The following is a 25,039-nucleotide window of genomic DNA, read 5'->3' on the forward strand; positions in this document are numbered from 1 at the left end:
GGTCAGAAGTACCCTTCCCGTTTGCGGTCCTCCATCGCGGACTCCGAGATCCGGTCGTCCGCCCGCGTCGCGCCGCGCTCGGTGAGCCGGGACGCGCTGACCTCGGCGATGACCGAGGCCACGTCATCGGCCCCGGACTCGACCGCCCCGGTGCAGGAGCCGTCTCCGACGGTCCGGTACCGGACCTGCTTGCGGTGCACGGTCTCGCCCTCGCGCGGTCCGCCCCAGGGACCGGCGGTGAGCCACATACCGTCGCGGGCGAAGACCTCGCGGGTGTGCGCGAAGTAGATCGAGGGCAGCTCGATGTCCTCGCGCTCGATGTAGCGCCACACATCGGCCTCGGTCCAGTTGGACAGCGGGAACACCCGCACGTGCTCTCCGGCGGCGTGCCTTCCGTTGTACAGGTTCCACAGCTCGGGCCGCTGCCTGCGCGGTTCCCACTGGCCGAACGCGTTGCGCAGGCTGAAGATCCGTTCCTTGGCCCGGGCGCGCTCCTCGTCCCTGCGGCCGCCGCCGAACACCGCGTCGAAGCGGTTCTCGTTGATCGCGTCCAGCAGCGGGACGGTCTGCAGCGGGTTGCGGGTACCGTCCGGGCGCTCGCTCAGCCGCCCGTCGTCGATGTAGTCCTGCACCTTCGCGACGACCAGCCGCAGTCCGTGCCGCTGCACCATCCGGTCCCGGAATTCGAGCACCTCGGGGAAGTTGTGCCCGGTGTCCACGTGCAGCAGCGGGAACGGGACCGGGGCGGGCCAGAAGGCCTTGATCGCGAGGTGCAGCAGCACCGTGGAGTCCTTGCCGCCGGAGAACAGGATCACCGGCCGGTCGAATTCCCCGGCCACCTCACGGAAGATGTGGATCGCCTCGGACTCGAGCGCCTCGATGTTGTCCGCGACGACGGGTGCGTCCTCGTCGATGATCTTGCCTTCTTCGATCGTCTCGGCGTTCATCCGTGCAACCCGCATTCCGTCTTGGCCTGGCCCGCCCAGCGGCCGCTGCGCGGATCGGCGCCCGGCGCGACCTTCGCCGTGCACGGGGCACAGCCGATGGACAGATATCCCTGTCCGACGAGCGGGTTCTCCAGGACCCCGTTCGCCTCGAGGTACTCCCGGAATTCCTCGTCGGTCCACGCCGCGATCGGGTTCACCTTGACCAGCCCGTTGCGTTCGTCGAAGCCGACGATCGGGGTCTGCGCCCTGGTCGGCGCGTCCACCCTGCGTACCCCGGTCACCCAGGCCGAGTAACGGGAAAGCGTGCGCTGCAACGGAACCACCTTGCGCAGCTGGCAGCACCGGTCCGGGGCGGTCCGGTTGAGCTTGCCGTACTGCGCCTCCTGGTCGGCGACCGACTGCTCGGCCTCCGCATTGACGATGCGCACACCCGGGTAGATCAGATCGACCGCGTCCCGCACCCCGATGGTCTCGGCGAAGTGGTATCCGGTTTCGAGGAAAAGCACGTCGAAATCCGGTTTGGTGCGCGCGGCCACATCGATGAGCACCGCGTCCTGCATATTCGAAGCGACGATGAAATCGTCACCGAAAGTTTCGGCTACCCAACGCATAGCGGCATCGGCTCCGATTTCACCGAGTGCCGCCCCCTCCTCGGCGATCTCCCGCAACCGTGCGGTTTCCATCGTGGTCATGAGTTCACCTCGGTCACGCTCAGGCCGACAAGTTTCACCGAAAAAACGCGCATGCACGACTCACAACGCCAGGCGCCACGCGGATCTTCCCTCGGCATCAAATCCTCTTCACCGCAGTACGGACAATAAAACGGTGCCGCGCGTTCCATTATAGGGATTCCTCATCGTGAAGAATTGTCCGGACATTGCCTCGGCGCATTGTCCGGACAATCATTTCAGTTCGTCCTCCGAAGCGCGGGCGACCCAGGTGGCGAATCGCTCATCCGGTTCGCGTGCGGCGACGTAGCGCCGCACGACGCGCTCCACGTAATCCACCGCTTCGGCGCTGGTGACCTTGAGGCCGCGGACCTTGCGGCCGAAACCCGCGTCCACGCCGAGTGTTCCGCCGAGGTGCACCTGGAAGCCCTCGACCTGCTTGCCTTCGGCGTCGGTGACGATCTGTCCCTTCAGCCCGATATCGGCGACCTGGGTGCGCGCGCAGGCATTGGGGCAGCCGTTGAGGTTGAGCGTGATCGGGTGTTCCAGCTCGGCGTTCACATCGGCGAGCCTGCGCTCCAGTTCGAGCACGGCGTCCGCGGCCCGCCGTTTGGTCTCCACGATCGCGAGCTTGCAGAACTCGATACCGGTGCACGCCATGACACCGCGGCGCCACGGAGAGGGACTGGCCTGCAGGCCGAGCGAATCGAGTTCCGCGCTCAACCCGTCCAGCTCGGCCGATTCCACGTCCAGCACGAGCAGGTTCTGTTCCACCGTGGTCCGGATCCGCCGGGAACCGGCCCGTTCCGCGGCCTTGGCCACGTTCTGCAGGATCGAACCGGAGACCCGTCCGGCGATGGTGGAGACACCGAGGTAGTTGCGCCCGTCGGTCTGCGGGTGCACGCCGAGATGATCGCGCGCCCCGGTGTAGATCTCCGGTGCCGCGTTGTCCGCGAGTTTCCGGTCCAGGTACTCGGTTTCCAGTACCTCGCGGAAGCGTTCCACGCCCCAGTCGGCGATCAGGAACTTGATCCGGGCACGGTGACGCAGCCTGCGGTAGCCGTAGTCCCGGAAGATCTGCACAACGCCGTGCCATACCTCGGGCACATCCTCGAGGGAGACCCACACTCCGAGGCGCTGGGCGATCTTCGGGTTCGTGGAAAGGCCGCCGCCGACCCACACGTCGAAACCGGGGCCGTGCTCGGGGTGCACCGAGCCGATGAACGAGACGTCGTTGATCTCGTGCACTACATCCTGGCGTGGCGACCCGGAGATCGCGGTCTTGAACTTGCGCGGCAGGTTGGACAGGCTCTCGTCGCCGATGTAGCGCCGGGTGATCTCCTCGACGGCCGGGGTGGCGTCGATGATCTCGTCCGCGGCGATCCCGGCGACCGGGGAGCCGAGGATCACTCGCGGGCAGTCCCCGCAGGCCTCGGTGGTGGACAGGCCGACGGCTTCGAGTTTCTGCCAGATCGCCGGGACATCCTCGATGCGGATCCAGTGCAGCTGCACGTTCTGCCGGTCGGTGATGTCCGCGGTGTCCCTGGCGTAGGTCTCGGAGATCTCGCCGATCACCCGCAGCTGCTCGGTGGTCAGCGCACCACCGTCGATGCGCACCCGCAGCATGAAGTACGAGTCGTCGAGTTCCTCGGGTTCGAGGGTGGCGGTGCGCCCGCCGTCGATGCCCTGCCTGCGCTGCGTGTAGAGGCCGAACCAGCGGAACCGCCCGCGCAGGTCACCGGGATCGATCGCGTCGAACCCGCGGTGGGCGTAGATGTTCTCGATGCGCTCGCGGACGTGCAGCGGATTGTCGTCCTTCTTGGAGCGCTCGTTCGGGTTCAGCGGCTCGCGGTAGCCGAGTGCCCACTGGCCTTCGCCTCGGCGTTGCTTGGGCTTGGCTGGTTTGGCCGCGGGCTTGTTCGCGGTCTGCTCTGGAGCGGTCGTGGTGGGAGCCATGGGATTCCTCGCGGTTCACTGCGGCAGGATGCGGCGACGGGCGGAAACTTCCGGGCAGCTGGACCGGCGCTGAACCGAGAATGCGGAGTTCGACCGGGAGCTCAGGCGCCGGAAAGACGGACGCGCGGGCAGAGCGCGCTGGACACTCGCTGATAATCGACGTGCCTGCGCACGACGAGCCAGACGGACAGCGAGATCATGGAGAAAGCGTGCCACGCGTCTGTTCGGTGAGCGAGCCTTATCCGCATCGTGGGATCACGGTGCGGCAGGGGGTTGCGCCGGGCGTATCCGCACCACAAGCGACCAGAGGAGAGCCATTGCCATCCGTGCTGCCCGAGGGCGAACCAGCGCCGCGCGACGGGCGACTGCCGGAGTCCGCGCTCGCCGGTCTCGGGACACGGCCGTTCGGGGTGTACGTGCACGTGCCGTTCTGCGCGAGCCGCTGTGGTTACTGCGATTTCAACACCTACACCCCGACCGAGCTGGACGGAGCCGCCTCCCCGCAGACCTGGCTCGAGGGCCTGCGGGCCGAGCTCGAGCTCGCCGCCCGGGTGCTCGGTGCACCGCCGCGGGCCGAGACGGTGTTCGTCGGCGGCGGCACCCCCTCGCTGCTCGGGGCGGACGGGCTCGGTCAGGTGCTCGACGCGGTGCGCGGCAGCTTCGGGCTCGCCGAGCACGCCGAGGTGACCACCGAGTCGAACCCGGAGTCGACCTCCCCGGAGTTCTTCGCCGGGCTCGCCGAGGCCGGATACACGCGGGTCTCGCTCGGTATGCAGTCCACGGCTCGGCACGTGCTCGCGGTGCTCGAGCGTGCGCACACCCCGGGGCGTCCGGTCGCCGCGGCCAGGGAGGCGCTCGCCGCCGGGATCGAACACGTGAACCTGGACCTGATCTACGGCACGCCGGGGGAGCGGGACACGGATCTGCGCGCCTCGCTCGACGCGGTGCTCGAAGCCGGGGTGGATCATGTCTCGGCCTATTCGCTGATCGTGGAGGACGGCACCGCGATGGCGCGCAAGGTGGCGCGTGGCCAGCTGCCCGCCCCGGACGAGGATGTGCTCGCCGACCGTTATGAGCTCATCGACGCGCAGCTCGCGGCGGCCGGTCTGCACTGGTACGAGGTGTCCAACTGGGCGGGCACGGAATCCGCGCGATGCGCGCACAACCTGATCTACTGGCGCAGCGGGGACTGGTGGGGCGCCGGGCCCGGAGCGCACTCGCACATCGGCGGCACCCGGTTCTGGAACGTCAAGCACCCTGCCCGCTACGCCGCGCTGCTCGGTGAGGGCGGTTCCCCGGCTGCCGGGCGCGAGGTGCTGACCGGGGCGCAGCGCCGCTTCGAGCGGGTGCTGCTGGAACTGCGCTGCGCGGACGGGCTTCCCCTCGACGTGCTGGACGAGCGGGGAGTGCGGGAGGCCGAGGCCGCGGTGGCCGAGGGACTGCTGCGGATCGGGGACGGAGTGGCCGTGCTCACCCCGCGCGGCAGGCTGCTGGCGGACGGCCTGGCCACGCGGCTCGCCGATGCCGAGTGACCGAGCAGACAGTCTTGCTCTCTTGCGGGCGAACTCTCAGAGAGTTATTACTTAGGTGTGCTAATTAATCGGCGTTGAGCCGCCGGCCCCGGGACCGCGAAAGCGATTCCCCGACCTCCGACTCACACCGTCTACGAACTCTGTGGAGGTGTGCGGAAATGAAGATCAGTGCTCGTTTCGTCGTTGACCTGCTCGCCGTGCTCGGTGGAGCGTTCCTCGTCGTCGCCACGATGGCGTTCGGTGCGGGAACCACCGGCTGGCTGGGCTTCGGCGTCTCGACCGCGGTGCTCCTCGCAGCCGCCGCGGGCGCACTCGCAACGGGTCGACTCGACGCGCGGATCGGTGGCGCCACCCTCGGTGTCGTCGCTGCGTGGTCGCTCATCGCGGCGCTCGTGTTCAGCGGGACCGCGATGACCTGGCTGGTGTTCGCTGATGCCCTCGCGATCCTCGCGATCGGCGTCATCGACCTGGTGGTGCACGAAGCGCGCACCGAACGGGTCGTGCACCAGCTCGAGGTCCGGGAGTACGCCACGACCGCGTGATCGCCTGGCACGAATAGCGTGGTCCCCGCCGGAGATCCCGGTGGGGACCACTGCTGTCCGTAGAATGGAGACCGTGAATACCGACGAGCGCAGGTTCGAGGTGCTACGCGCGATCGTCACCGACTACGTCTCCGATCAGGAACCGGTCGGTTCGAAGGCGATCGTGGACCGGCACAACCTCGGCGTGTCCAGTGCGACCGTCCGCAACGACATGGCCGCGCTGGAGGAGGAGGGCTACATCGCCCAGCCGCACACCAGCGCCGGGCGTATCCCGACCGACAAGGGGTATCGGCAGTTCGTGGACCGGCTCGCCGAGCTCAAGCCGCTTTCCGAACCCGAACGCAGGGCCATCGACACCGTGCTCGGCGGCGCGATCGACCTCGAGGACGTGCTGCGCCGCAGCGTGCGCCTGCTCGCGCAGCTGACCAGGCAGGTCGCCGTGGTGCAGTACCCCATGCTCACCCGCTCGAGCGTGCGGCACGTGGAAGTCGTCTCGATCACCTCGGCGCGGCTGATGCTCGTCTCGATCACCGACACCGGACGGGTGGACCAGCGGCTGGTCGACCTCGGTGACGTGCTGTCCGAGGACGACGTGTCCCGGGTTCGCGCGCAGCTGAACTCCGCGCTCGCCGGGGAACGGCTCACCGATGCCGCGACCAAGCTCGCCGAACTGCCCGAGCAGGTGCCCCCGGAACTGCGCGATGCCATGGTCCGGATCTCGACCGTGCTCGTGGAGGCGCTCATCGAGCATCCGGAGGAGCGCATCGTGCTCGGCGGGACCGCGAACCTGACCCGCAACGTCGCCGACTTCCCGGGCTCGCTGCGCGGGGTGCTGGAAGCGCTCGAGGAACAGGTCGTGCTGCTCAAACTGCTCGCCGCGGCACAGGATCCGGACATCATCTCGGTGCGGATCGGCGGGGAGATCGAGCCCGCGGAGATGCGCAACACCTCCGTGGTCTCCATCGGCTACGGCGCCGACGGCTCGCTGCTCGGCGGGATGGGCGTGGTCGGTCCGACGAGAATGGACTACCCGGGCACCATGGCCGCGGTCCGCGCGGTCGCCAACTATGTAGGGCGGATCCTCGCCGGTCGGTAAGGCGGGTTCGGCAAGTCCAGCCAGTGCAGGCACACTGGATGGGGGAACGCAGGCAATCAGGAGGACTGGGAGAACGTGGCCAGGGACTACTACGGCACGCTCGGCGTGCGCAAGGACGCGAGCGCCGACGAGATCAAACGCGCGTACCGCAAGTTGGCCCGTGAGCTGCACCCGGACGTGAACCCGGACGATGCGGCACAGGAACGGTTCCGCGAGGTCACCGAGGCGTACGAGGTGCTCTCCGACCCGCAGAAGCGCCAGGTGGTCGACCTCGGCGGGGACCCGCTGGACGGTGCCATGGGCGGGATGCGCGGCGGCGGGGGCGGTGACCCGTTCGCCGGATTCGGCGGACTCGGCGACATCATGGACGCCTTCTTCGGCGCGGCATCGGGTGGCGGTGCCGCGCGCGGCCGCGGACCGCGCAGCAGGACCCAGCCCGGTTCGGACGCGCTCATCCGCATGGAGCTCTCCCTCGAGGAGTGCGCGAGCGGGGTGGAGCGCGAACTCACCGTGGACACCGCCGTGCTGTGCGACAAGTGCCGGGGCGCCGGGACCACCGAGGGCAGCGGCACCCGGACCTGTGACACCTGCGCGGGCCGCGGCGAGGTGCAGAACGTGCAGCGCTCCTTCCTCGGCCAGGTGGTCACCGCCCGGCCGTGCCCGGTCTGCCACGGTTTCGGCGAGGTCATCGAGCACCCCTGCGGACAGTGCGCGGGCGACGGGCGGGTCCGCTCGCGGCGCACGATCACCGTGAAGATGCCGCCCGGTGTCGGTGACGGCATGCGCGTGCGGATGGCCGACCAGGGCGAGGTCGGGCCGGGCGGCGGTCCGGCCGGTGACCTGTACGTCGAGGTGGCCGAAAAGCCGCACGAGGTGTTCGAGCGTGACGGGGCCGATCTGCACTGCGTGGTGCGGGTGCCGATGACCGCGGCCGCTGTCGGTACGACCGTTCCGCTCGAGACCCTGGACGGGGTCGAGGAGCTCGACATCGAACCGGGCACCCAGCCGGGTACCGAGCTGGTGATGAACGGCAAGGGCATGCCGCGGTTGCGCTCCTCGGGGCGGGTCGACGGCTACGGCGATCTGCACGTGCACCTCGAGGTCGTGGTGCCGACCAAGCTGGACGCCAAGCAGAGCGAACTGCTCCGTCAGCTCGCCGAACTGCGCGGCGAGGAGCAGCCGGAACTGGCCGTCAACGGCCGCGGCGGACACGGCCTGTTCTCCCGGCTGCGCGCCAAGCACCGGTGAGCACCGCGCCGGTCTTCCTCACCGAACGGCTCCCGGACGGCGAGTTCGCGGTGCTCGACGGGCCGGAGGGACACCACGCGGCTACCGTGCGCCGCCTGCGGGCCGGTGAATCACTCGTGCTCACCGATGGCGCGGGCACCAGTGCGAGCTGTGTGATCGAGAACGTGGAGCGTGACCGGCTCGAGCTGCGGATCACCGAACGCGTGCGCAGCGTACCCGCCCGGCCCCGGGTGACCGTGGCGCAGGCGCTGGTGAAAGGGGACCGGGGCGAGCTCGCCGTGGAACTGGCCACCGAAGCGGGCGCCGACGCGATCGTGCCGTGGCGGGCAAACCGCTGCGTTGCTCGCTGGGACGAGGGCCCACGTGGTGCGAAAGCCCTGGCCAAATGGCGGTCGACGGTGACATCGGCGGCCAAGCAGGCGCGGCGCTCCTGGGTTCCCGAGGTCGCCGAACCGGTGAACACACGCGGGCTCGCGGACCTCGCCGCCGAGATGGACCTGGCCCTCGTGCTGCACGAGTCGGCGAGCCGTCCGCTGACCGAGCTCGACCTCACCGAGGCGGGCGAGGTGCTGCTGATCGTCGGCCCGGAAGGCGGCATCGACGACGGTGAACGGGACCGGTTGACCGCGGCGGGCGCGGCCGAGATCCGGCTCGGCCCGCAGGTGCTGCGCGCCTCGACGGCGGCCGCCGTCGCCCTCGGTGCGCTCGGTGCGCTCACCTCGCGCTGGTCAGGCTCCGCCGGGGGCGACAGGATCGCCACTTAAGACACTCGTCCAGCTCAGCGGGGGTATGTGCATCAGCAACAACATGCTCGGGGAGATATTTTAGTTTCCAACGACGCTGGCGAACGCCGCGCGGAGGGGCTATTCTTTCAGTGACGGACACGAACGGCTGGCCCAGTGGACACGGAGTGTTCACCGGCCTCCTTCGACTCGCCGGACACCTCCCCCCTCGGTCCGGCGCGCGCCGCGTCGCGGTGGAGCGACCCCCAGGTTCCACCGCGACGCGGCCCTCCCTCGTTTCCCGGCCTTTGCTCGCGGAGAGCGCTCGCCTTGACTCGGTCGTCGATTGTTCGTGGGCGCCGAGCCCCCACGCCGCGCGGTGCGGTCGGTGGCGGTTGGCTGCGTGGTCCAGGACGGCGGTTGCTTTGGACGGCGTTTGGTTGCTTTGGGTTGTGTTGGTTGCCCGGGTTTCGGGTGCTTGGGGGAACTGTGGTGCGCTTGAGGGGGGCTTGGTTCTAGACTTTCGGTAGCGATATGCAGCCGGAGCGCACGAAGGGCGCAGGAAGTGGGCTAGAACGTCTGTGGCAGGCACAGCGAACAACGAGGCGGCGCGACTGGTGCCCGCCGAGCAAGCGAGTGAACCAACAAGCCCGGTCGGTGAGGTGAGCTCGCGACTGACCATCCCGGACGAGGCCCAGCTGCACGTACTCGGCGAAGCCGACGAGAACCTCCGCGTGCTTGAGGACGCCCTCAGTGCCGATGTGCACGTGCGGGGCAACGAGATCACGCTCTCCGGGGAACCGGCCGACGTGGCCTTCGCCGAGCGCGTGTTCGGCGAACTGCTCAGCCTCGCGGGCACCGGCAACCAGATCCGCCCGGACGCGGTGCGCCGTACCGTGGGCATGCTCTCCGCGGGGCACTCCGAATCCCCGGCGGACGTGCTCTCGATGAACATCGTGTCCCGGCGCGGCCGCACGATCCGTCCCAAGACGCTGAACCAGAAGAAGTACGTGGACGCGATCGACGCCAACACCGTGGTGTTCGGCATCGGGCCCGCGGGCACCGGCAAGACCTACCTGGCCATGGCCAAGGCCGTGCAGGCGCTGCAGGCCAAACAGGTCAACCGGATCATTCTCACCCGCCCCGCCGTCGAAGCGGGGGAGCGGCTCGGTTACCTGCCCGGGACCCTGTACGAGAAGATCGATCCCTACCTGCGCCCGCTCTACGACGCGCTGCACGACATGATCGACCCGGAATCGATCCCCCGGCTCACCCAGGCGGGCACCATCGAGGTCGCTCCGCTCGCCTACATGCGCGGGCGCACCCTCAACGACGCGTTCATCCTGCTCGACGAGGCGCAGAACACCACGCCCGAGCAGATGAAGATGTTCCTCACCCGGCTCGGCTTCGGCTCCCAGATCGTGGTCACCGGCGACATCACCCAGATCGACCTGCCCGGCGGCCAGCGCAGCGGACTGCAGGTGGTGCGCGACATCCTCAACGGTGTCGAAGACGTCGCCTTCCCGCAGCTCACCAGCGAGGACGTGGTGCGGCACAAGCTGGTCGGGGACATCGTGGACGCCTACGACCGCTGGCAGGCCACCCAGCCGCCCGCCCCGCAGCGACAGGGGAGGCGAGTGTGAGCGTCGAGATCGCCAACGAATCCGGGGTCGGGGTCGACGAACAGTCGATCGTGGACGCCGCCCGGTTCGCGCTCGGGCAGCTCGAGGTGTCCCCGCTGGCCGAGCTGTCCGTGCTGCTCGTGGACCTCTCGGTGATGTCCGATCTGCACGAACAGTGGATGGACCTGCCCGGGCCCACCGACGTGATGTCCTTCCCGATGGACGAGCTGGACACCGCGCGCCGCCCGGACGCCACCGAATCGGGGCCGAGCATGCTCGGGGACATCGTGCTGTGTCCCGAGTTCGCTCGCGACCAGGCACGCAAGGCGGGACACGCGCTCATGGACGAGCTGCACCTGCTCACCGTGCACGGGGTGCTGCACCTGCTCGGCTACGACCACGCGGAACCCGCCGAGGAACGCGAGATGTTCACCCTGCAGAAGCGCATCCTCGCCGAACTGGCGACCGCCCGCCGGGAGGCACGCGCGCAGGAGGCGGCCCGCGCCGCGGACAGCAGGCTGCTCGGCACGGTGGGGCTCGACGAGTAGCCTGCCGTGATCCCCACCCTGCTGATCGTCGCGGTACTGCTCGTCATCGCAGCCGGCGGGTTCGCCTGCGCGGACGCCGCGCTCGGGGCCACCTCCCTGGCCCGGGTCGAGGATTTGCGCCGCGAGGGACGGCCGGGAGCCAAGGCACTGCTCGCCGTGGTGCGGGAACGGCCGCGGCACATCAATCTGCTCCTGCTGTTGCGGCTGGTCTGCGAACTCACCGCGACCGTGCTGGTGACCATGGTGTGCTGGCAGCTCATCGACCCGATCTGGCTCGCCGCCCTGGTCGCCGCGGCCGCGATGGTGATCGTCTCCTACGTGCTCGTCGGGGTCGGCCCGCGCACCATCGGCCGCCAGCACTCCTACCGCGTCGGGCTCACCTCGGCGGTCGTGGTGCGCGCGCTCGGGGTGCTGTTCGGCAGGCTCTCCCGGCTGCTGATCCTGATCGGTAACGCGATCACCCCGGGCCGGGGATTCCGGGACGGTCCCTTCTCCTCGGAGGTGGAGCTGCGCGAACTCGTCGACCTCGCCGGGGAGCGCGGACTGGTCGACGCGGGCGCCCGCGAGATGATCCACTCGATCTTCGAGCTCGGCGACACGATCGCGCGCGAGGTCATGGTCCCGCGCACGGAGATCGTCTGGATCGAGCACACCAAATCGGTGCGCCAGGCCCTCGCCCTTTCGCTGCGCACCGGATTCACCAGGATCCCGGTGATCTCCGAGAGCGTGGACGACATCGTCGGCGTGCTCAACCTCAAGGACCTCGCCCGTGCCGGGATCCAGCATCCCGGGGAGGCGAAACTCACCGACCTCATGCAGCCCGCCGCGTTCATCCCGGACACCAAACGCCTCGACGGGCTGCTGCGGCAGATGCAGCGGGACAACACGCACCTGGCCGTCGTCGTGGACGAATACGGCGGCACCGCCGGACTGCTGACCATCGAGGACGTGCTCGAGGAGATCGTCGGGGAGATCACCGACGAATCCGATGCGTCCGAGAACGTACCCGTCGAACACCTCGAGGACGGGCTGCTCCGGGTTTCCTCGCGGCTGCCCGTCGAGGACTTCGGCGAACTGTTCGGCCTGGAATTCGACGAACCGGATGTGGAGACCGTCGGCGGGCTGCTCGCCCAGCGCATCGGGCGGGTACCGCTGCCGGGCACCGAGGCCGAGATCGACGGCCTTCGGCTGCGTGCCGAGGGCGGCAAGGACCGCAGGGGACGGATGCGGATCACATCCGTGCTCGCGCACCGCACCGAGCGCGCGGACGGGAACGAGGAACAGGAGACACGGGAATGACCGGACAGGACGTACACGGGGAACTCGGGGACCTCGGAGCCGAGGACGCCAAGCTCCTCACGCTCGCCCGGTCCGCGCGGGCGCGCACCGGGGCCGCGGAAGGCGCCGCGGTACGCGACACCGAGGGGCGGACCTACGCGGCGAGCACTGTCGCCCTGCCCTCGCTGCGGCTGACCGCGGCCCAGGCCGCGGTGGCGGCCGCCGTGGCGAGCGGGGTGGACGGGCTCGAGGCCGCGGTGATCGTCACCGCCGCGGATGCCGTCGACGGGCCCTCGCTGTCCGCCGTGCACGATCTCACCGGCGACGCCCCGGTGTTCCGCGCGGACGAGAGCGGTTCGGTGCGCGAACGGCTATAGCCCGACCCGGTTGCCCGCGGGCGGTTCGCCACCCGCGCGCGCGAACGACCACAGCGCCTCGACGAATCCGGCGCGCTCGGCCGCGGGCATCCGGGCCACGATCTCGGCGATCTCGGCACGCCGCTGCGAGGTCACTCGTTCCACGACCCGCTCGCCCTCGGGGGAGAGGCGCAGCAGGATCTCCCTTCGCGAGGCCGGATTCGCCTCGCGCGTGACCATTCCTGAGGAGATCAGCCGGTCCACCGTGCGGGTCGCCGTCGAGGGATTCACCCCCAGCTGCTCGGCGAGCGTGACCAGTTTCGTCGCCCCGCCATTCGCCAGCACGACCAGCAGCCGGAACTGCGGAAGCGTCAGCGAATCCGCGACGGAGGCGATACTGCGCGCGGAGATGGCGATCAGCAGCCGCGAGGCGGTCAGCATCGCATCGGTGACGGCATCGATATCCGTGTCGTCATCAGCGGGGTTGGTCACGGCACCGTTTTACCGCATGTCGGGAAGCTCACGTACACATGTCGTGTGCAATGGTTTCATAATGCAATAGTGAGTGAAGCCGCCGGACGTCGTTGGTCGCTCGCGGTCCCCGGGCGGGTACCGCTGCGTGAATGGATCGCCGAACGCACCGGAGGGCTCGTCGCGCTCGCCGTGCTGATCGGTGCGGGCGCGGGGATCGGTGCGGTGGGATTCCGCTGGCTGATCAGCGCCGTGACCAGAGTGTTCTCCGGGCACGCCGACTACTCCGACGCCGGGCGCGCAGCCAACGGGCTGGTGCCCTGGCTCGGCCCGTACTTCGTGCTGTTCGCCCCGGTCGTGGCCGGGCTGATCTACGGGCCGCTGGTGAACAAGTTCGCCCCCGAGGCGCGCGGGCACGGGGTGCCCGAGGTGATGTATGCGGTCGCCGAGCGCGGTGGCCGGATCGCCCCGCAGGTCACCGTGGTCAAGGCACTCGCCTCCGCGCTGTGCATCGGCGGTGGCGGATCGGTTGGCAGGGAAGGCCCGATCGTGCAGATCGGTTCCGCATGGGGATCCACGATCGGCAGGCTCACCCGGATCCCCGAGGCCCGGCTGCGGGTGCTCGTGGCCTGTGGGGCCGCCGGCGGGATCGCCGCGACCTTCAACGCCCCGCTGGCCGGGCCGTTCTTCGCGATGGAGCTGATCCTGCGGGACTTCGCGGCGCGGGCCTTCGGCGCGGTGGTGCTCTCCAGCGTCACCGCGAGCGTCATCGGCCGGGCGATGCTCGGCGACCACCCTTTCCTGGATCTGCCGAAGCTGCACATCCACCACGCGTATCAGTACCTGCTCTTCGCCCTGCTCGGTCTGGTCGTCGGGATGGTCGGGGTGGCGTTCTCCCGGCTGCTGTACCTGATCGAGGACGTGTGCGACTGGCTCTGGCGCGGTCCGGAGTGGCTGCGTCCCGCGGTGGGCGGGCTGCTGCTCGGCGGGCTGCTGCTGGTGCTGCCGCAGATGTACGGGGTCGGCTATCCGGTGATGCAGCACGCCATGGACGGGCGGTTCGGCCTGTGGCTGCTGCTCGCGCTTGCCGCGGGCAAGATCCTGGCCACCGGGCTGACCATCGGCATCGGCGGCTCGGGCGGGGTGTTCGCGCCCTCGCTGTTCATCGGGGCGATGTCCGGGACCGCCTTCGGGATCCTCGCCGATCAGCTGGTGCCCGGGGCGGGAAGTCCCGGACTGTACGGGCTGATCGGCATGGGCGCCGCCTTCGCCGGGGCCACCCGGGCGGCGATCACCGGGATCATCGTGCTGTTCGAGCTCACCGGCGAGTACTCGATCATCCTGCCGCTCATGCTCGCGATCGTGCTCGCCACGGTGGTCTCCAGGAGGCTGTCCGGGGACACGATCTACACCTTCAAGCTCACCCGCCGCGGCGTCCGGCTGGACCATCCGCGGCGGTTCGGCAGCCGGGCCGTCGGCACGGTGATGGAACCGCTTCCCGAACCGCTGCCCGCCCACACCCCGCTCGAACACGCCGCGCGCGAGCTGCTGCTCTCCGCGAACGGCGCCGCGCCGGTGATCGGCGAGGACGAGCAGTACCACGGCTGCGTGACCGCCCGCGCGGTCGCCGAGGCCCTCGATCAGGATGCTCGGCGCGCCGGTCTCGCGGAGCTCGCCCAGCATCCGCCGACGGTCACCGCGGACGCCTCGCTCGATGCGGCACTGGACGCGCTCGTGGAAGTGGACGCCAGCGGGATTCCCGTGCTGGACGAGAAAGCGCACGAACTCGTCGGCTGGATCACCCACCGCACGGTGCTCGCGGCGCTCCCGGAAACGGCGCTGCCTTCCGGCGGGAGATAATGACCGGCATGCACCGTTCCGGTTTCGCCTGCTTCGTCGGACGCCCCAACGCGGGGAAGTCCACGCTCACCAATGAGCTCGTCGGCAGCAAGGTCGCCATCACATCCGACAAACCGCAGACGACACGGCACGCGATCCGGGGCATCGTGCACCGGCCGGACGCGCAGCTGATCATCGTGGACACCCCGGGGCTGCACCGCCCGCGCACGCTGCTCGGCAAGCGGCTCAACGAGGTGGTGCTGGAAACCTGGTCCGAAGTGGACGTGATCGGTTTCTGTGTCGCCGCGGACGCCAAGCTCGGCCCCGGCGACCGGTTCATCGCCGAGCAGCTGCGCGGAGTGGCCAAGCGGACCCCCGTGCTCGGCGTGGTGACCAAGACCGACCTGGTGGACAAGCCGGTGGTCGCCGAACAGCTGCTGCGGATGCAGGAACTCATGGAGTTCGCCGAACTCGTCCCGGTCAGCGCGGTGGACGGATTCCAGACCGGGGTGCTCGCCGATCTGCTCGTCGGGCAGCTGCCCGAGGGGCCGCAGCTGTATCCGGACGGGGAACTCACCGACGAGCCCGAGCAGACCCTGATCGCCGAACTGGTGCGCGAGGCCGCGCTGGACGGGGTGCGCGACGAACTGCCGCACTCGATCGCGGTGACCGTCGAGGAGATGCTGCCCCGCGAGGGACGCGAGGACATGCTCGACATCTACGCCTCGGTGCACGTGGAACGGCAGTCGCAGAAGGCGATCGTGCTCGGCAAGGGCGGTTCGCGGATGCGCGAGGTCGGTCAGAAGGCGCGCCGCCAGATCGAGACGCTGCTCGGCTCCAAGGTTTACCTCGACTTGCACGTGCGAGTGAGCAAGGAATGGCAGCGCGATCCGAAACAGCTGCGCAAGCTCGGTTTCTAGACGCTGTTACCGATTCGGACGGTGGCGTACGTCATGTCCGGATCGGCCGGGGTACCCTGCCGCGTGAACTCGCGCCGTGATGTCGGGGGCGCGGTGATCGAAGGGGAGTACACCGATGACCAATCCGTACGGCCAGGGGCCGCAGCAGTACGGACAGCAGATGCCACCGGGATACGGCGCGCACCCGCAGCAGTACCAACAGCCCGGGTATCCACAGCAGAGCTACGGACAGCAGGGCTATCCACAGCACGGCTATCAGCAGGGTTACCAGCAGCAGGCGGCCTATGCCGGGCAGCAGGGAGCGCCCGGCACCATCGCGACCTGGGGTGACCGGGCCGGTGCCTACCTGATCGACGCGCTGATCAGCTACGCGGCGCTGGTGCTCGGATTCGTCTTCCTGATCACCGGGCTCTTCAGCTCTGCTGCCCTGCTCGTCATCGGGATCATCTTCTTCGTCGCCTCGATCGGGCTGCTGTACTGGAACCGGTGGTTCCTGCAGGGCTCGACCGGGGCCAGCATCGGCAAGAAGTCGAAGGGGCTCATCCTCGTGGACGCCGGGACCGGCAGGCCCCCGGGGCTGGGCACCACGATCGCGCGCGAGTTCTGCCACGTCATCGACGGCATCTTCGCGATCGGTTTCATCATGGCCAACAGCGATCCGCAGGTGCGCACCTTCGGCGACAAATGGATGAACACGCTCGTCGTGTACGGCCAGCCGGTGCAGCAGGCGGTTCCGCAGGGCTATCCGCAACAGGGGCACCCACAACAGGCCTACGGCCAGCAGAGCTACGGGCAGCCGGGGTACGGGCAGCAGGGCTACCCGCAGCCCGGTCACCCGCACCAGCAGCCGGGATATCCGCAACAGGGCGGCCATCCGCGGCAGTGGTGACCCGGACCGTCGGTGGGTGGTGCGATGATTGACGGGTGACTGAGCGGGCGAACAGGCGGCGGGGGACGAGCGTCGGCGAGGTGCGGCCGTGAGTCTCTACCGCGATACCGGGGTGGTTCTCCGGGTGCACAAGCTCGGCGAGGCCGACCGCATCATCACGCTGCTGACCAGGCGGAACGGCAAGATCAGGGCGGTGGCGAAGGGGGTGCGGCGGACCAGTTCGCGGTTCGGCGCCCGGCTCGAACCGTTCTGCCACGTGGACCTGCAGTGCCACACCGGGCGCACCCTGGACATCGTGACCCAGGTGCAGACCGTGGACGCGTTCGCCGCGCCCATCGTCGGCGACTACGGGCGCTACACCTCGGCCTGCGCGATCATCGAGACCGCGGAGAAACTGGTCGTCGAGGAGGACGCCCCGGCGATGCGGCTGTACCTGCTGCTCGTCGGCGCGCTACGGGCGCTGGCCTTCTCCGACCGGGAACCGGGCCTCGTGCTGGACGCCTTCCTGTTGCGCGCCATGGCCTTCGCGGGCTGGGCAACGGCGGTGCGGGAGTGCGCCCGCTGCGGCGCCGAGGGCCCGCACGCGGCCTTCTCGGTGACCGCGGGCGGTTCGGTCTGCGCGCGCTGCCGCCCGGCCGGTGCGGTCACCCCGGACGCGGGCACCCTCGCGCTGCTCGGCGCGCTGCTGCACGGGGACTGGGATGTGGCGAACGCGGCGAGCGAGGCCGCGCGCCGGGAGTCCTCCGGCCTCGTCGCCGCACTGTTGCAGTGGCATCTGGAGCGCCAACTACGCTCGTTGCCGCTCGTCGAACGCCGGGCACCGCGCGCCAGGGCGACGAGCGAGTAGCACCGACCATAGGGAGGACCATGGCGAAGGCACCGACGACGAGCACCGGCGCACCGGCGCGCCCACCGGACCCGCATCCCTCGGGTGCGCGCCCGCCCGCGATCCCCGCCGAGTTCGTCCCGGACCACATCGGCATCGTCATGGACGGCAACGGCCGCTGGGCCAATCAGCGCGGAATGACCCGCATCGAGGGGCACAAGCGCGGCGAGGCGGTCGTGCTCGACGTGGCGAAGGGCTGCATGGAGCTCGGTGTCCGTTGGCTGTCGCTGTACGCCTTCTCCACCGAGAACTGGCGGCGCAGCCCGGAGGAAGTGCGGTTCCTGATGGGCTTCAACCGGGACGTGATCGCGCGCCGAGTGGACGAACTGGACGAGATGGGAGTGCGCATCCGCTGGGCGGGCCGCAAGCCGAAGCTCTGGGGAAGTGTGGTGCGCACCCTGCAGGCCGCGCAGGAGCGCACCAAGTCGAACACCGTGCTGAACCTGACGATGTGCGTGAACTACGGCGGGCGCGCCGAGATCGGGGACGCGGCACGGGAGATCGCCCAGCGCGCCGCCGCGGGTGAGCTCAACCCGAACCGGGTGGACGAGCGCACCGTGGCCAAGTACCTGTACCAGCGGGACATGCCCGATGTGGATCTGCTGATTCGCCCCTCGGGCGAGCGCCGGACCTCGAATTTCCTCGTCTGGCAGTCGGCCTACGCGGAGATGGTCTACCAGGACGTGCTGTGGCCCGATTACGACCGCAGGCGGCTGTGGGAGGCTTGCGAGACGTACGCACGGCGTGACCGCAGGTTCGGCGGTGCCACCGATGCCGTCACCGGAACCGGTGAGACGGTGGCCGACCGTACGGACGGAACGGAGGAGCGATGACCGAAGCGGCTACCACCGCGAGCTTGCTCGCGACGGCCCGCGAAGCCCTCGAGCTCTACCACGAGGTGCACACCGACGACGACGGGGCGCTGAGCTTCCAGCACGCCGGGGTGCCGTGCGCCCTGCAGGCCATGCAGCTCGCCGAAGGACTGGCGGTGCTCTCGCTGACCTGCGTCGTCGGCTGGGACCTTCCCGATGACCCGCAGCGGGCGGAGTTGCTCGCCGAGCGCGCCGGAGACGGCATGTTCGGCACTCTCGGCCTGGTGCGCACCGAGAAGGGCAGCGACATCACGCTGCGGTACACCTTCCCCGCCGAAGGTCTGGCCGCCCCCGCGCTCGGCACGGTGCTCATGCTGGTGGTGTCCACCGCATCCCAGCTGCGCAGCGACCTGGTGGAGGAATCAGAAGGGGGATAGGCGCAGCAGCTTGTCGTCCGCACCGTTCGAGGTGGTGACATAGAGCGCACCATCCGGACCGGTGCGGGCGGCACGCAGCCTCCCGTACGACTCGTTCAGCGCCCCGGGCAGCCGCACCCGGACGATCGTGCCCTCCCGGGACAGCTGATACAGCAGCAGTTTCTGGCCCTTGAGCGCCACCACGGCCAGCGCGCCGTTCAGCTCACCCCACGAGGGACCGGAAAGGAAGGTCGCGCCGCAGATCGCCTCGGTGATCCGCCCGGAGGTCCACAGCGGGCGCACCGCGTCCGGGAACCGCGCGGTGTCGGTCATCGGGACACTCTCGTCGTAACCGCCCTCGGTGCCGCCTTGGGAGGGATCCCAGCCGAAGTTGCCACCCGGGACATTCCGGTTGATCTCGTCGTCGAAGGACGGACCGTGCTCGGCGAGGTAGACCTGGCCGGTGCCCGGGCGTACCGCGACACCCTGCACATTGCGGTGACCGTAGGAGAGCACCGGGCTGCCGGGGAACGGATTGCCCGCGGGCGGCTTCCCGGTGCGCGGATCGAGGCGCAGCACCTTGCCGCCGAGCCCACGACGATCCTGGGCGGCGTCCGCGCGTGCGGCGTCCCCGGTGCCGACGAGCAGCATGCCGTCCGGTGCGAAGGTGGGGCGGCACCCCGAATGCCGCCCGCTCGGGTTGAGCGGAAGCCCGGTGAGCAGATCGCCGAACCGTTGCGCGGACCGTTCGTCGGGGGAGAGCCGCCAGCGCACCAGCCGCACATCGACCGGGGAACCACCCTCGGCGTGCGCCTGGCAGGTGTAGAAGGTGCGGTTGCGGCCGAAATCCGGATCGAGTGCCAGTCCGAGCAGTCCGCCCTCGCCGACGGCGTACACATCGCCGAGTTCCGCGCGCACCGGGCGGACCTGGCCGTCGGCCACCGTGACCAGCGCGCCGGGGCGTTCGGTGATCAGCTGCGCCCCGCTGGGCAGAAAGCCGATGTCCCAGCCGTGTTCGAGGCCACCGGCGAGTTCGGTGACCCGCAGCGCGGAGTCCGTTCCCGGTACCGGCGGCGGTTCGCTCGCGGCGTCGCACCCGGCGAGCAGGAGCGCCGCGAGCAGTACCGCGCCGGTACGCACGTCAACCTCTCGAGCAGTCCGAGCAGGTGCCGAAGATCTCCACGGTGTGCGCGATGTCGGAGAAGCCGTGCTCGGCCGCGACCCGCTGCGCCCAGGACTCCACGACCGGGCCCTCGATCTCCACGGTGCGCCCGCAGGAGCGGCACACCAGGTGGTGATGGTGGTGGGCCGAGCAGCGCCGGTAGGTCGCCTCCCCGCTCGCGGTGTGCAGCACGTCGATCTCCCCGGCCTCGGCGAGCGACTGCAGGGTGCGGTAGACGGTGGTCAGCCCGATGCCCGCGCCCGTGGTGCGCAGCTTCTCGTGCAGTTCCTGGGCCGAGCGGAACTCCTCGACCTCCTCGAGCAACGCGGTGATCGCGGCCCGCTGCTTCGTCGAACGCTGGCCGACCTTGGGGCTGCTCATCGCCTTCCCTCCTTCGCGGAGCCCGGCTCGCTCATCGCCCTCGCTCCTCGGCGGAACTCGGCGCTTCGCGAGGGCGCCCTATCGATGATTCACTCGCGAGCTCGTTCATAGATGCTCCTGTGCGTGGCTCACCGCGTCCACCACGATGTGCGCGAGGTGGTCGTCCACCAGGCGGTACATCACCTCGCGGCCGTGCCGCTCCCCGTAGACGACCCCGGTGGCCTTGAGTACCCGCAGGTGCTGGCTGATCAGCGGCTGCGCCACGCCGAGCGCCTCGACGAGCTCGTGCACGCAGCGGGCCGAATCCCGCAGCTGGAGCACGATCGCGATGCGCACCGGGGCCGCGAGCGAGCGCAGGAGATCACCTGCGGCGGTGAGTACCTCGGTGGAGTGCGTCGGGGTCGGGGGAACACCCCGGTCGTCGTGCACCTCTTCGACGGGGGACGGGAGACCCGGCCCGGGTTCCGCCGCGTCGTTCGTCCTCGGAGCGTCTGCGCTCGCCTGCCCGGTCGCCTCGGTGGTCATGGTTTTCATTTTACGTGCATACCCAGCGGTGGTGCGCGCACTCGGCTCGCTACGCTGTTCATCAATCAACCGAGTGCGATTTCCCTGGAGTTCCATTGCCGGCCGACCGTATCGAGACCGTTGTCAGCTTGTGCAAGCGCCGTGGCTTCGTCTACCCCAGTGGGGAGATCTACGGCGGCACGCGCTCGGCATGGGACTACGGACCGCTCGGGGTGGAGCTCAAGGACAACATCAAGCGCCAGTGGTGGCGTTCGATGGTCACCGGCCGGGACGACGTGGTCGGGCTCGACTCCTCGGTGATCCTGCCCAAGGATGTCTGGGTCGCCTCCGGGCACGTCGGGGCGTTCAACGATCCGCTCGTGGAGTGCACCGCCTGCCATCGCCGGTTCCGCGCCGACCACCTCGCCGAGGAGTACACCGAGCGCACCGGCAAGGAAGCCGATGAGCACAACCTCGGCGATGTGCCCTGCCCGAACTGCGGCAACCGCGGCCAGTTCACCGCGCCGCGCGAGTTCAACATGATGCTCAAGACCTTCCTCGGCCCGGTCGAGTCCGAGGAGGGCCTTGCCTATCTGCGCCCGGAGACCGCGCAGGGCATCTTCGTGAACTTCCTCAACGTGCTGACCACCGCGCGCAAGAAGCCGCCGTTCGGCATCGGCCAGATCGGCAAGTCGTTCCGCAACGAGGTCACCCCGGGCAATTTCATCTTCCGCACCCGGGAGTTCGAGCAGATGGAGATGGAGTTCTTCGTCGAGCCGGGCACCGACGACGAGTGGCACCAGTACTGGCTCGAGGAGCGCACCCGCTGGTACACCGACCTCGGTATCGCCAAGGACAATCTGCGCCAGTACGAGCACCCGGCGGAGAAGCTCTCGCACTACGCCAAGCGCACCGTGGACATCGAATACCGGTTCGGGTTCTCCGCCGGTCAGGAGTGGGGCGAGCTCGAGGGCATCGCGAACCGCACCGATTTCGACCTGACCACGCACGCGAACCACTCCGGTGTCGACCTGTCCTACTACGACCAGGCCAGCGACAGCCGCTACCGCCCGTTCGTGATCGAGCCCGCGGCCGGTGTCGGCCGCCCGATGATGGCCTTCCTGCTGGATGCCTACACCGAGGACGAGGCGCGCAACGCCAAGGGCGGGGTGGACAAGCGGATCGTGCTCAAGCTGGACCGGCGGCTGGCCCCGATCAAGGCCGCGGTGCTCCCGCTGTCCCGCAACTCCGATCTTTCCCCGGTCGCGCGGGATGTGGCCGCCCGGCTGCGCGCGCACTGGAACATCGACTTCGACGATTCGGGCGCGATCGGGCGCCGGTACCGTCGTCAGGACGAGATCGGTACCCCGTTCTGTGTCACCGTGGACTTCGACTCGCTCAACGACCAGGCGGTCACCGTGCGCGAGCGGGACAGCATGGACCAGGAGCGGGTGAGCCTCGACCAGCTGGAGAGCTACCTCGCCGCGCGCCTGATCGGCTGCTGATTCGCCGTACCGTCAGGACGAGCCGGCGGGACGGGCCGAGCCTCCGGTGGCCAGGCGCATCAGATCGGTGCTGAGGTCGATCTCGAGTTCGGTGCCGCCCGCGCTGCCGTACTCGTGCTGGTACCGCTGCCAGGACTCGTTCTGGATCTTGTGGGAGAAGCCGCTTTCGAGCAGTACCAGCATCTCGAACGCGGCCCGGCCGATCCTGGTGCCGAGTTCGCCCGAGTTCCAGTCCTCGCTCGCCGCGAACACCGCGGTCGGAACCGTCAGGGTCCGCAGGTAGGCGAACAGCGAACGCATCTCGTTGTCCACCACCAGCGCGTGCCGTGCGGTGCCCGCGGTCGCGGCGAGGATCACGGGTTTCCCGATGAGCAGGTCGTTGTCGAGGACATGGAAGAACGAGCTGAACAATCCGCTCGGCGCGGCCTTGTAGACCGGTGCGCTGGCGATGATCCCGTCGGCCTCGCGCAGTGTCGCTACCGCACGGGTGAGCTTGGGACCGAGTAGCTGGGACACCAGGGCGGTGGAGATCTCGGCGGCCAGCTCGCGCAGATCGATGGTGCTGATGTGCACCTGTTCCGCACGCTCACCCGCGAGCTCGGCGGTGCGCCCGGCGATCCGGTCGGCAAGCAGCCGGGTGGACGAGGGATCACTGGTGCCCCCGCTGACCACGACCAGCCGGAAGCCGGTCGCGGGCGGTTCGGTGCCGTCGATGGGGTCGGTCATGAGGTCTTCTCCTCGTGGTCGGTGGCCAGTTTGTGGCAGAGCTCTTCGAGGGTGCGCAGTTCGGCGGGGTCGAGCCGGTCGCGCACCAAACCGGCGATGTCGACCGCGTGCCGGCCGCCGACCCGGCGCTGGATGGCGCGGCCCTGCTCGGTGAGGCTGAGCAGCACCCCGCGCCCGTCGGCCGGGTCCGGATCGCGCGCGATGAATCCGCGGCCGATCAGCCGGTCGATCATCCGGGACAGGGCGGGCTGGCTGAGCAGCACGTGCCGGGTCAGCTCCCGCGCCCGGACCGGTTCCGGGCACTTGGACAGGGTGTACAGCACGTCGTATTCCCGCATCGACAACTCGTTCCAGATGTCGGTGGCCGCCATCTGCTTGATCAACACCGCGTGTGCGGTGAGCAGTGCCTCCCAGGCGTCGTTGGCCAGCCGGCTCGTGGACCTGCCCATGGTCGTCTCCTTCTCCTCGCGGCTCAGACCAGGCCGGGGTAGGACGCCGTGGCGTTCTCGCTGTCCTGGTACGGCGAACCGCCCGTGACGTTGTCGCCCCGGTTGGCGTTCGGCCGAGGCTGCCGGGCCGGCTGGTCACCGTACTTGGCCCGGACCAGTCCCTCGTGGGTCGGCGCCGGGGCCGATTCCGGGTCCCTGCGCGATTCCAGTTCCTTGCGCAGCACCGGAACCACTTCCTCGCCGAGCAGGTCGAGCTGGTTCAGCACGGTCTTGAGCGGCAGTCCGGCGTGGTCCATCAGGAACAGCTGACGCTGGTAGTCGCCGAAGGTGTCGTGGAAGGTCAGCGTCTTGTCGATGACTTCCTGAGGGCTGCCCACGGTGAGCGGGGTCATCTGGCTGAAGTCCTCCAGCGAGGGGCCGTGGCCGTAGACCGGCGCCTCGTCGAAGTACGGCCGGAACTCCTTGACCGCGTCCTGCGAACGTTTGGCGATGTACGCCTGGCCACCGAGGCCGACGATGGCCTGCTTCCTGGTGCCGTGGCCGTAGTGTTCGAACCGCTGCCGGTAGAACTCGATCAGCCGCAGCGAGTGCGCGGTCGGCCAGAAGATGTGGTTGGCGAAGAATCCGTTGCCGTAGAACGCGGCCTGCTCGGCGATCTCCGGGGTGCGGATCGAGCCGTGCCAGACGAACGGTGGAACATCGTCGAGCGGGCGCGGGGTGGAGGTGAACCCCTGCAGCGCGGTCCGGAACTGGCCTTCCCAGTCGACCACGTCCTCGCGCCACAGCCGGTGCAGCAGGTTGTAGTTCTCCAGTGCCAGCGGCAGTCCCTGCCGGATGTCGGCACCGAACCACGGATACACCGGCGCGGTGTTCCCGCGGCCGATCATCAGGTCCATCCGTCCCTGGGAAACGTGCTGCAGCATCGCGTACTCCTCCGCGATGCGGACCGGGTCGTTGGTGGTGATCAGCGTCGTGGCCGTCGTCACGAGCAGCCGCTGGGTCGTCGCGGCGATCGCGGCCAGCAGTGTCGTGGGCGAGGAGGAGAAGAAGGGCGGGTTGTGGTGCTCACCGATCGCGAACACGTCCATCCCGACCTCGTCGGTCTTCTGCGCGATCTTGATGATCGCGTCGATCCGCTCCGCCTCGGTCGGTGTCTCGCCGGAGACCGGGTCACGTGTGATGTCGCTGACCGAGAAGATTCCGAACTGCATTCTGGCTCCCGTTCATGTCGGTCATGTCCATGCATTTGCATCTATCTCAAGGCGTGGGTCCCGCTCGTTATTCCCGCCTCCCGGAAGAGGACCCGGGCTGCGGGCGAATCCTTGTAGTATCGGTGTTTCCGGCGGTCACCGGATCACGAGAGGGCGCATGGATGAGCACTCCGGAATCGATCGAACCGTTCCGTGCCGAGATCCCCGACGGGCAGCTCGAGGATTTGCGCGCCCGGCTGGCGAACACCCGCTGGCCGGAGGACGACCTGCCCGGCGACGACTGGTCCGCCGGAATCCCCGGCGGCTATCTGCGTGAACTGGCCGAGTACTGGCGCACCGAGTACGACTGGCGC

Annotated in this window: 28 protein-coding genes; 17 read left to right on the forward strand and 11 right to left on the reverse strand. The window is 69.2% G+C overall.

The genetic code is table 11. From position 1 onward, the window contains the following. Positions 1 to 2: 2 nt before the first annotated feature. The 4 genes from cysD to AD72_RS38120 form a co-directional block, all read right to left on the reverse strand. Complete coding sequence (cysD, locus tag AD72_RS22850; RefSeq protein ID WP_051898904.1) at positions 3 to 947, reverse strand: sulfate adenylyltransferase subunit CysD; 945 nt, start codon at positions 945 to 947, stop codon at positions 3 to 5. Then, positions 944 to 1,639 (reverse strand): phosphoadenylyl-sulfate reductase, encoded by a 696-nt coding sequence (locus AD72_RS22855; RefSeq protein ID WP_031468612.1) that lies wholly within the window; start codon positions 1,637 to 1,639, stop codon positions 944 to 946. Before AD72_RS22855 ends, cysD begins: the two co-directional genes overlap by 4 nt. A gap of 210 nt (positions 1,640 to 1,849) precedes the next feature. Next, positions 1,850 to 3,571 (reverse strand): nitrite/sulfite reductase, encoded by a 1,722-nt coding sequence (locus AD72_RS22860; RefSeq protein WP_031468613.1) that lies wholly within the window; start codon positions 3,569 to 3,571, stop codon positions 1,850 to 1,852. Positions 3,572 to 3,672: 101 nt separating this feature from the next. After that, positions 3,673 to 3,771 carry a putative leader peptide gene (locus tag AD72_RS38120; RefSeq protein ID WP_343123744.1) on the reverse strand — a complete coding sequence of 33 codons (99 nt, stop codon included), beginning with the start codon at positions 3,769 to 3,771 and terminating at the stop codon, positions 3,673 to 3,675. A 117-nt stretch (positions 3,772 to 3,888) separates the two neighbouring features. Here AD72_RS38120 and hemW point away from each other — a divergent pair, with 117 nt between their 5' ends. From hemW to AD72_RS22905, 9 genes are all read left to right on the forward strand, one after another. Continuing rightward, positions 3,889 to 5,103 carry a radical SAM family heme chaperone HemW gene (gene hemW / locus AD72_RS22865; RefSeq protein ID WP_031468614.1) on the forward strand — a complete coding sequence of 405 codons (1,215 nt, stop codon included), beginning with the start codon at positions 3,889 to 3,891 and terminating at the stop codon, positions 5,101 to 5,103. Positions 5,104 to 5,261: 158 nt separating this feature from the next. Next, positions 5,262 to 5,645: a hypothetical protein gene (locus AD72_RS22870; protein ID WP_031468615.1), complete on the forward strand. Its 384-nt coding sequence runs from the start codon at positions 5,262 to 5,264 to the stop codon at positions 5,643 to 5,645. 64 nt (positions 5,646 to 5,709) lie between these two features. Continuing rightward, positions 5,710 to 6,741, forward strand: coding sequence for a heat-inducible transcriptional repressor HrcA (gene hrcA / locus AD72_RS22875; protein WP_031468616.1), 1,032 nt, complete (start codon positions 5,710 to 5,712; stop codon positions 6,739 to 6,741). A 75-nt stretch (positions 6,742 to 6,816) separates the two neighbouring features. Then, complete coding sequence (dnaJ, locus tag AD72_RS22880) at positions 6,817 to 7,989, forward strand: molecular chaperone DnaJ (RefSeq protein ID WP_031468617.1); 1,173 nt, start codon at positions 6,817 to 6,819, stop codon at positions 7,987 to 7,989. Next, the gene (locus tag AD72_RS22885; RefSeq protein WP_031468618.1) at positions 7,986 to 8,753 is read left to right on the forward strand and encodes a 16S rRNA (uracil(1498)-N(3))-methyltransferase; all 768 of its coding nucleotides are present in this window, start codon (positions 7,986 to 7,988) and stop codon (positions 8,751 to 8,753) included. The genes dnaJ and AD72_RS22885 overlap by 4 nt, the downstream gene beginning before the upstream one ends. Positions 8,754 to 9,292: 539 nt before the next feature. Then, on the forward strand, positions 9,293 to 10,354 hold the full coding sequence (locus tag AD72_RS22890; RefSeq protein WP_031468619.1) for a PhoH family protein: 1,062 nt from the start codon (positions 9,293 to 9,295) through the stop codon (positions 10,352 to 10,354). Further along, complete coding sequence (ybeY, locus tag AD72_RS22895) at positions 10,351 to 10,881, forward strand: rRNA maturation RNase YbeY (protein WP_031468620.1); 531 nt, start codon at positions 10,351 to 10,353, stop codon at positions 10,879 to 10,881. Before AD72_RS22890 ends, ybeY begins: the two co-directional genes overlap by 4 nt. Before the next feature lie 6 nt (positions 10,882 to 10,887). After that, positions 10,888 to 12,180 (forward strand): hemolysin family protein, encoded by a 1,293-nt coding sequence (locus AD72_RS22900; RefSeq protein WP_031468621.1) that lies wholly within the window; start codon positions 10,888 to 10,890, stop codon positions 12,178 to 12,180. Then, positions 12,177 to 12,536 carry a hypothetical protein gene (locus tag AD72_RS22905; protein ID WP_031468622.1) on the forward strand — a complete coding sequence of 120 codons (360 nt, stop codon included), beginning with the start codon at positions 12,177 to 12,179 and terminating at the stop codon, positions 12,534 to 12,536. Before AD72_RS22900 ends, AD72_RS22905 begins: the two co-directional genes overlap by 4 nt. Here AD72_RS22905 and AD72_RS22910 read toward each other — a convergent pair. Continuing rightward, entirely contained in the window at positions 12,531 to 13,007 is a 477-nt protein-coding gene (locus AD72_RS22910; RefSeq protein WP_031468623.1) for a MarR family winged helix-turn-helix transcriptional regulator, read from the reverse strand. The two genes, AD72_RS22905 and AD72_RS22910, sit on opposite strands and share 6 nt — an antisense overlap. A 69-nt stretch (positions 13,008 to 13,076) precedes the next feature. Between AD72_RS22910 and AD72_RS22915 the strand changes: the two genes are divergently transcribed. The 6 genes from AD72_RS22915 to AD72_RS22940 all read left to right on the forward strand — a co-directional run bounded on the left by AD72_RS22915 (position 13,077) and on the right by AD72_RS22940 (position 18,769). Next, positions 13,077 to 14,846, forward strand: a complete 1,770-nt coding sequence (locus tag AD72_RS22915; protein ID WP_031468624.1) for a chloride channel protein — start codon at positions 13,077 to 13,079, stop codon at positions 14,844 to 14,846. Next, entirely contained in the window at positions 14,846 to 15,745 is a 900-nt protein-coding gene (gene era / locus AD72_RS22920; protein WP_031468625.1) for a GTPase Era, read from the forward strand. Before AD72_RS22915 ends, era begins: the two co-directional genes overlap by 1 nt. Positions 15,746 to 15,860: 115 nt before the next feature. Next, positions 15,861 to 16,634, forward strand: coding sequence for an RDD family protein (locus AD72_RS22925; RefSeq protein ID WP_051898905.1), 774 nt, complete (start codon positions 15,861 to 15,863; stop codon positions 16,632 to 16,634). A gap of 88 nt (positions 16,635 to 16,722) precedes the next feature. Further along, a complete protein-coding gene (recO, locus tag AD72_RS22930; RefSeq protein ID WP_037347032.1) occupies positions 16,723 to 17,481 on the forward strand; it encodes a DNA repair protein RecO in 759 nt (252 codons plus the stop codon). Positions 17,482 to 17,501: 20 nt separating this feature from the next. Beyond that, positions 17,502 to 18,353 (forward strand): isoprenyl transferase, encoded by an 852-nt coding sequence (locus tag AD72_RS22935; protein ID WP_037347035.1) that lies wholly within the window; start codon positions 17,502 to 17,504, stop codon positions 18,351 to 18,353. Continuing rightward, positions 18,350 to 18,769, forward strand: a complete 420-nt coding sequence (locus AD72_RS22940) for a YbjN domain-containing protein (RefSeq protein WP_031468629.1) — start codon at positions 18,350 to 18,352, stop codon at positions 18,767 to 18,769. The genes AD72_RS22935 and AD72_RS22940 overlap by 4 nt, the downstream gene beginning before the upstream one ends. Here the strand turns inward: AD72_RS22940 and AD72_RS22945 are convergent. The 3 genes from AD72_RS22945 to AD72_RS22955 form a co-directional block, all read right to left on the reverse strand. Continuing rightward, positions 18,755 to 19,888, reverse strand: a complete 1,134-nt coding sequence (locus AD72_RS22945) for a PQQ-dependent sugar dehydrogenase (protein ID WP_031468630.1) — start codon at positions 19,886 to 19,888, stop codon at positions 18,755 to 18,757. The genes AD72_RS22940 and AD72_RS22945 overlap by 15 nt on opposite strands. Position 19,889: 1 nt before the next feature. Then, the gene (locus AD72_RS22950) at positions 19,890 to 20,291 is read right to left on the reverse strand and encodes a Fur family transcriptional regulator (RefSeq protein ID WP_031468631.1); all 402 of its coding nucleotides are present in this window, start codon (positions 20,289 to 20,291) and stop codon (positions 19,890 to 19,892) included. 105 nt (positions 20,292 to 20,396) lie between these two features. Continuing rightward, a complete protein-coding gene (locus tag AD72_RS22955) occupies positions 20,397 to 20,816 on the reverse strand; it encodes an ArsR/SmtB family transcription factor (protein ID WP_156365336.1) in 420 nt (139 codons plus the stop codon). 95 nt (positions 20,817 to 20,911) lie between these two features. Between AD72_RS22955 and AD72_RS22960 the strand changes: the two genes are divergently transcribed. Continuing rightward, complete coding sequence (locus tag AD72_RS22960) at positions 20,912 to 22,300, forward strand: glycine--tRNA ligase (RefSeq protein WP_031468633.1); 1,389 nt, start codon at positions 20,912 to 20,914, stop codon at positions 22,298 to 22,300. A gap of 12 nt (positions 22,301 to 22,312) precedes the next feature. On the opposite strand, the gene AD72_RS22965 is transcribed toward AD72_RS22960, so the two are convergent. The 3 genes from AD72_RS22965 to AD72_RS22975 are packed head-to-tail and all read right to left on the reverse strand — an operon-like array spanning position 22,313 to position 24,686. Beyond that, positions 22,313 to 23,026 carry a CE1759 family FMN reductase gene (locus AD72_RS22965; RefSeq protein ID WP_031468634.1) on the reverse strand — a complete coding sequence of 238 codons (714 nt, stop codon included), beginning with the start codon at positions 23,024 to 23,026 and terminating at the stop codon, positions 22,313 to 22,315. Further along, the gene (locus tag AD72_RS22970) at positions 23,023 to 23,475 is read right to left on the reverse strand and encodes a MarR family winged helix-turn-helix transcriptional regulator (RefSeq protein WP_031468635.1); all 453 of its coding nucleotides are present in this window, start codon (positions 23,473 to 23,475) and stop codon (positions 23,023 to 23,025) included. Before AD72_RS22970 ends, AD72_RS22965 begins: the two co-directional genes overlap by 4 nt. 23 nt (positions 23,476 to 23,498) lie before the next feature. Then, a complete protein-coding gene (locus AD72_RS22975; RefSeq protein ID WP_031468636.1) occupies positions 23,499 to 24,686 on the reverse strand; it encodes an LLM class flavin-dependent oxidoreductase in 1,188 nt (395 codons plus the stop codon). Between the two features lie 161 nt (positions 24,687 to 24,847). Here AD72_RS22975 and AD72_RS22980 point away from each other — a divergent pair. Then, positions 24,848 to 25,039: epoxide hydrolase N-terminal domain-containing protein (locus AD72_RS22980; protein ID WP_031468637.1), on the forward strand; the 192-nt coding region annotated here is incomplete at its 3' end.

It is taken from the genome of Sciscionella sediminilitoris (assembly GCF_000737195.2).
GTDB lineage: Bacteria > Actinomycetota > Actinomycetes > Mycobacteriales > Pseudonocardiaceae > Sciscionella > Sciscionella sediminilitoris.